Below are 5,746 nucleotides of genomic sequence, written 5' to 3' on the forward strand. Positions count from 1 at the left end.
TGATAATGCTTTTCCGTTTTGTTGGATTTTACAAATAAATCCAAGGTTAATTTGCTAACATCTACTCCAATAAAAACTTTTTCCATAACTTTGATTTTAAGATTTTAAAGAGAAACTTATCTAGAGCTCAACTCCTTTATAATGGGTTTTAAACCCGAATTTCTATCTGAGTTTATGATAAGAAGTGTTTAAGTCTAAATCGAAGTATGAGCCACAACTCTGAGTAAATATTAGTTTACTTAAACACTTTTCTCTTTATCTTAAAGTTATCTCTTTTCTTGTTACAAATCTAAAGGAGTAAAAATCTGTAAGATTTTGTATCGAGAAGTTTTAAGCATGAGAAAAGTACTTGTTTTCGACACAGTTTTCCTCGAAAACCACTCAAACTGACGTTAATTTTCTTAGACAGATTTCAGATTAAATAATTCAAAAAATTAATTCATGGTGACATCATCTGGAGAGTTTGCGAAAATTAAAAAATCGCCACCTAGATTTTGCATAATATCGCGCCAAAGGCCTTTATCATTCGGGAAAGTATAGTCAAGGTTATAGACGTCCACCACGGTCCAATATTTATTTTTGATTTCGGTTTCTAATTGCATACCGCCCCAACCAGAATAACCAGCAAATACCTTCATCTGATTAACTTCTAAATCGCCTTCAACAATAGCTGCGACTACTTTTTGGATATCTTCGGTCACATAAAAATCATCACCGATAGAACTAAAATTTTCTGTCACAGGTTTTCCTTTAATAATAAAGAAAATACGGTCACGCTCCACAGGTCCACCATCATAGACTTCCACTTCAAAACCAAAAATCTCATTTAGCTTATCGCTCATCAACTTGTTCTTTTTGTTGAGGATAAGTCCAAACGCACCATGCATGTCATGCTCGAGTAGCAACACCACAGAGCGCGAAAATATATCACCCGATGCGTCAGGCGTTGAGATTAAAAGTTTACCTTTGTAAGAGTTATTCATAACTCAAAACTAAGTAAAATATAATTTTTTAGCAATAATTTTTGAATCAATTGCTATTCAAGTATTAATAATTCGATTATGGAAGACCTCCATCAACACAGAAAATCTTACGAAAAAGCCGAACTTACAGAAGACCAAATCCGCGATAATCCTATTGAGCAATTCCGTGATTGGTATTTGGATGCCGAAGAAAATCCTTTGGTGGTAGAAGCCAACGCAATGGCAATTTCGACTGTTGAAGCGGACGGTTGTCCACGTACAAGAATGGTTCTGTTAAAGGCTTACAACGAAAATGGCTTTATATTTTACACCAATTACGATAGTCGCAAAGGTCAAGCGATAGAAGCGACTCACAAGGCTTGTTTGCATTTCTTTTGGCCAAGTCTAGAACGTCAAATTATCATTAAAGCCAACCTCGAAAAAATTGCTCCAAATCTTAGTGACGGTTACTTTCATTCGCGACCAAGAGGAAGTCAAATCGGCGCTTTGGTTTCGCCGCAAAGTCAAGAAATTCCGAATCGTGAGTTTTTGGAAAATAGACTTCACGAACTCGAAAAAGAACTCGAAGGTCAAGAAATCCCAAGACCCGAAAATTGGGGTGGATATCTAGCAAAACCTTATGAAATCGAATTTTGGCAAGGTCGCCCTAATCGACTTCACGACAGAATAATCTACAACTTAGAAAACGAACTCGACTGGAATATTAAAAGATTAGCACCATAAGCGCCATAGGATGGCGGCCAAAAAACATCGCGAAGTAGCAATACAACAAGTCCCATCAATAATACAAAATATAACATCATAAGATAACCAGCAGAATTGTCAGTTTTTATTTTTGATGTTAAAAATTTATGGGCTACAGCGACAAACAAAAAAATTGACACTCCAAAGTAGCCCATTCCAAATACAGCAACATAACCCCAAGGCATGCCGAGTGGAATGCGTCGATATGCAAAATATCCCATTGCAGTAAGACCAAAAGCAATTGGAAACACAAAGAATGAAAACCACTTCAACGCGGTTTCATTTTTTATAATCGTCTCAAAAGGCATTTGTATAAATTCTAGAATTTTATCGGAAGCAAGGTTCTGCGGTTTATCAGTCATAATTAACCAACATCTTTGCATTTCAAAAATTAGAAATAATGCAGCAAGGAGAATGCAAAAATTAATAGTAAGTTGTGTTAAATAGTATTCTCTCATTGGTCATTTGGTAAAATTCTAGTAAAACCTAGTCTTGTAAAATTCGTTAGTTCTCGTGATTTCTCAAAATAAAATATTAAAAAGTTACATCGCAAATTGAGTTTTAAAAGTAAATAAAAAATGCTTCCGAATAATCAGAAGCATTTTTTTGTGTATTAATTTCTAGAAACTCGCTTTCCAAGCTTCTAGCATTTCTGTAAATCTTGTGGATTCAAAAGTTTTATTTCTAATTTTTGAAACGGTATGAATTCCTTTTTCATCCGAAATCCTGATGATCTCATCCGATTTTTGAGATTCGAAAGCGATAACTTCGGCTTCTTCAATTTCTGCCAATTTGTTTTTATGAACGAAAGTCACAAAATTCTCCATCAGTGGTGAAATATAAGCGCCTTCGGTCTGCTTCGGAACTTTAATTGTGTTGCCTTGTAAAAATAAAAGGTTCCCGTAAATGCTTCTCGCAATACGTTTGTTCGGATTTAATAAAATCAGATCGTCCAAATCATTGTCTTTTGCGTAGATGCTTGCATAGATATTCTCTGGAGAATGCACACGAATGTTGCTCAACAAATTTGAATTGACATTAATTTCTTTAATCATATCCAACTCAATTGAAGATTGAATAGACAACGGATCTGTCATGGTTTTAACCTCGAAATAGAAAGACGTTGTCGCTTTTGGAAGATCATCAGAATTGTCTTGTTGACGATAGACCATCAGATTAACAATCGCACTCTGAACGTCTTTTTCTAAAACTTCTTTTTTAAATAACTCCTGAAAAAACTCCAAGGTGTAAGACAACGGAATATTGAAACGCATTTTTCGCATCGATGCCATCAAAAAGAAATAAGATTCTTCTGACATGATCAACTCCGAATTTCGAACAAAAAATGACACCCAAACCGCATCTCCAAAAAGAAAAGCGCGGTTAACAGTCTGTAGATTGTCTTCTATATATTCTAACTTTTGCATCATAATAAAAAAACAATGAACGATAAAAATCGTCCATTATATAATAAGTTTGTTAGGCTGCTCCTAATTTTATTTTAAGGTTTTCTACGAGGTTTTCCCAGTATAGACGATTCTCTTCCTCGTCGCCATCGTCGCAGAAATCTGTAATATTAAGTGACAAATCTTCAGTAAGCTCGTCGATAACAATAGTCAACTCGAAGAAATATTTTGTCCCCTCGTCTTCTTCCCAACGAAAACGAACAAAACTCTCCGGCTTGTAACGGATTAATGTTGCTTTTTCTGCAGGTCCACCACCCCAGCTAAAATAAAAATCATCTCCTCGCTCAACCACTTCATCGGCAAACCATTCTGACAGACCTTCCGCACTTGCTAAATACTCGTACAATATCTCTGATAGACAGTGCATATTATATTCGTAATGAACTTTCGTTTTTGCCATAAATCGTATTTATAATCAGGGCGCAATATATAAATTAATTTCTTATTTGCAAATGCTTTATGTTACTGAAAAATAAAAAAAATGACAAAAAAACATGTTTTTTGTCATCTATTCGTTAATTCTGTAAAACTTTGATTTAATAGTTTTTATCTAATTCTAAAACCTCATCGATAGCTTCCAAAATTATTTGGCATCCTTTCGTGATTTCTTCATTAGAAATCGTCAACGGTGGCGAAATTCTTAAAAACTCATTGCGATACAATTGCCAGAAAACTATTAGTCCTTTTTCCATACAACGTTTGGCAACAGCAAGTGTAAAATCTGGCGTTCCTAAATCTACTGCCAACATCAAGCCTTTACCATTTACTTTTTTTATCTGTGGATGAACAAGCAATTCTCTGTAAAGTTGCTCCTTTTCGTCTGTTAAAGTCATCAAACCACTTTCTAAAACTTCTTCTAAAGTTGCGAGACAAGCCGCTGCAATTAATGGATTTCCGCCAAATGTCGTGATATGTCCTAACTTTGGTGAGTGTGATAAACTTTCCATAATCTCGCGAGAACTCATAAACGCCCCAACAGGAACGCCACCGCCCATACCTTTGCCCATTACCAAAATATCGGGAACAATGCCATAATGCTCGAATGCAAATAACTTCCCAGTTCTGCCAAAACCTGGCTGAATTTCATCTAAAATTAAAAGCGCACCAACTTCTTCGCAACGCTTTTTTAGATTAATGAAATAATTTTCGGATGGTGTAATAAATCCTGCCGCACCTTGGATGGTTTCCACAACAACGCAAGCGGTTTTTTCTGTTATCTTTTCTAAATCTGATTGATTGTCATATTCGATAAAGTCGATCATTGGCAACAAAGGACGGAATTCTCTTTTGTGAACTTCGTTACCAGCCACGCTCAATGCGCCGTGTGTATTTCCGTGATACGCATTTTTGAAAGCGATGATTTCTTCTCTTCCTGTATATCTTTTCGCCAACTTTAGTGCACCGTCAATGGCTTCCGCACCACTGTTAACCAGATAAGTAACTTCTAAAGGCTCTGGTGTTGCTTCTGCTAAAAGTTGACAAAGTTTAACAGGTGCTTCTTGCGCATATTCGCCGTAGACCATCACATGCAGATATTTGTCGGCTTGGTCTTTAATAGCCTTAACAACTTTGGGATGAGAATGCCCTAATGTATTGGCCGAAACGCCCGCAACGAAATCTAAATAAGCTTTTCCGTCTTTTCCGTATATGTAACTTCCTTCTGCTCTTTCTACTTCGAAACCTGCTGCATAAGGCGTTGTCTGCGCCTGATATTTAAAAAAATTGTCTTTGATATCCATAGTCTTAATCATAAGTCTTTCGGCTGCAAATTTACGACCTAGTTTCGGAATGGAAAACGAAGTTTTGGTTTTAATTCTATTATGTTTTTTTAACCACAAAAGATTTTAAAGTAAAATGCAGAATTTAGGTTTCGCATTAAGTTCAAAAAGGGATAATAGAAAATATACTTTTGAAAGAAGTTGGGTTGCGCCTTGGGAGGAGAATGTTAATAGTATTTTCTTTGTTTAGATTACAAGAATATTTGACCGTCCTTTCTTCGATGTTTGTTCGTCCTTTCTTCGAAGGTGAAAAATTGTATTATTTGGATGTTTTAACCACAAAAGAGTAACACAATTCGAAGATAAAGTTTAAGACAAAAAAAGATTAATAGCTTCGTTTATAATCTTCAATGATAAATAACCTGTCGGGATAAGAAAATTAACGTCAGTTTGAGTGGTTTTCGAGGAAAACTGTGTCGAAAACAAGTACTTTTCTCATGCTTAAAACTTCTCGATACAAAATCTTACAGATTTTTACTCCTTTAGATTTGTAACAAGAAAAGAGATAACTTTAAGATAAAGAGAAAAATGTTTAAGTAAACTAATATTTACTCAGAGTTGTGGCTCATACTTCGATTTAGACTTAAACACTTCTTATCATAAACTCAGATAGAAATTCGGGTTTAAAACCCATTATAAAGGAGTTGAGCTCTAGATAAGTTTCTCTTTAAAATCTTAAAATCAAAGTTATGGAAAAAGTTTTTATTGGAGTAGATGTTAGCAAATTAACCTTGGATTTATTTGTAAAATCCAACAAAACGGAAAAGCATTATCA

6 protein-coding genes are annotated in these 5,746 nt (G+C 35.2%); 1 reads left to right on the top strand and 5 read right to left on the bottom strand.

Going from position 1 to position 5,746, the window contains the following annotated elements:
• Positions 1-434: 434 nt before the first annotated feature.
• The gene (locus tag B5X62_RS15260) at positions 435-983 is read right to left on the bottom strand and encodes a YqgE/AlgH family protein (protein ID WP_079668347.1); all 549 of its coding nucleotides are present in this window, start codon (positions 981-983) and stop codon (positions 435-437) included.
• Positions 984-1,061: 78 nt separating this feature from the next.
• Between B5X62_RS15260 and pdxH the strand changes: the two genes are divergently transcribed.
• The gene (gene pdxH, locus B5X62_RS15265; RefSeq protein ID WP_079668348.1) at positions 1,062-1,706 is read left to right on the top strand and encodes a pyridoxamine 5'-phosphate oxidase; all 645 of its coding nucleotides are present in this window, start codon (positions 1,062-1,064) and stop codon (positions 1,704-1,706) included.
• On the opposite strand, the gene B5X62_RS15270 is transcribed toward pdxH, so the two are convergent.
• The 4 genes from B5X62_RS15270 to B5X62_RS15285 all read right to left on the bottom strand — a co-directional run bounded on the left by B5X62_RS15270 (position 1,655) and on the right by B5X62_RS15285 (position 4,926).
• Positions 1,655-2,089: a hypothetical protein gene (locus tag B5X62_RS15270; RefSeq protein ID WP_144038413.1), complete on the bottom strand. Its 435-nt coding sequence runs from the start codon at positions 2,087-2,089 to the stop codon at positions 1,655-1,657. The two genes, pdxH and B5X62_RS15270, sit on opposite strands and share 52 nt — an antisense overlap.
• 258 nt (positions 2,090-2,347) lie before the next feature.
• Positions 2,348-3,154 carry an aminotransferase class IV gene (locus tag B5X62_RS15275; protein WP_144038414.1) on the bottom strand — a complete coding sequence of 269 codons (807 nt, stop codon included), beginning with the start codon at positions 3,152-3,154 and terminating at the stop codon, positions 2,348-2,350.
• A gap of 52 nt (positions 3,155-3,206) precedes the next feature.
• Positions 3,207-3,593 carry an START-like domain-containing protein gene (locus tag B5X62_RS15280; protein WP_079668351.1) on the bottom strand — a complete coding sequence of 129 codons (387 nt, stop codon included), beginning with the start codon at positions 3,591-3,593 and terminating at the stop codon, positions 3,207-3,209.
• Between the two features lie 136 nt (positions 3,594-3,729).
• A complete protein-coding gene (locus tag B5X62_RS15285) occupies positions 3,730-4,926 on the bottom strand; it encodes an aspartate aminotransferase family protein (protein ID WP_079668352.1) in 1,197 nt (398 codons plus the stop codon).
• Positions 4,927-5,746: the final 820 nt, after the last annotated feature.

This window comes from Soonwooa buanensis, from assembly GCF_900167905.1.
Taxonomy (GTDB): Bacteria; Bacteroidota; Bacteroidia; order Flavobacteriales; family Weeksellaceae; genus Soonwooa; species Soonwooa buanensis.

What these genes read in the sequence shown, in the direction of transcription:
- B5X62_RS15275 (WP_144038414.1), bottom strand. Translation starts at nt 3,154, where the DNA reads ATGCAAAAGTTAGAATATATAGAAGACAATCTACAGACTGTTAACCGC.
- B5X62_RS15260 (WP_079668347.1), bottom strand. Translation starts at nt 983, where the DNA reads ATGAATAACTCTTACAAAGGTAAACTTTTAATCTCAACGCCTGACGCA.
- B5X62_RS15280 (WP_079668351.1), bottom strand. Translation starts at nt 3,593, where the DNA reads ATGGCAAAAACGAAAGTTCATTACGAATATAATATGCACTGTCTATCA.
- pdxH (WP_079668348.1), top strand. Translation starts at nt 1,062, where the DNA reads ATGGAAGACCTCCATCAACACAGAAAATCTTACGAAAAAGCCGAACTT.
- B5X62_RS15270 (WP_144038413.1), bottom strand. Translation starts at nt 2,089, where the DNA reads ATGACTGATAAACCGCAGAACCTTGCTTCCGATAAAATTCTAGAATTT.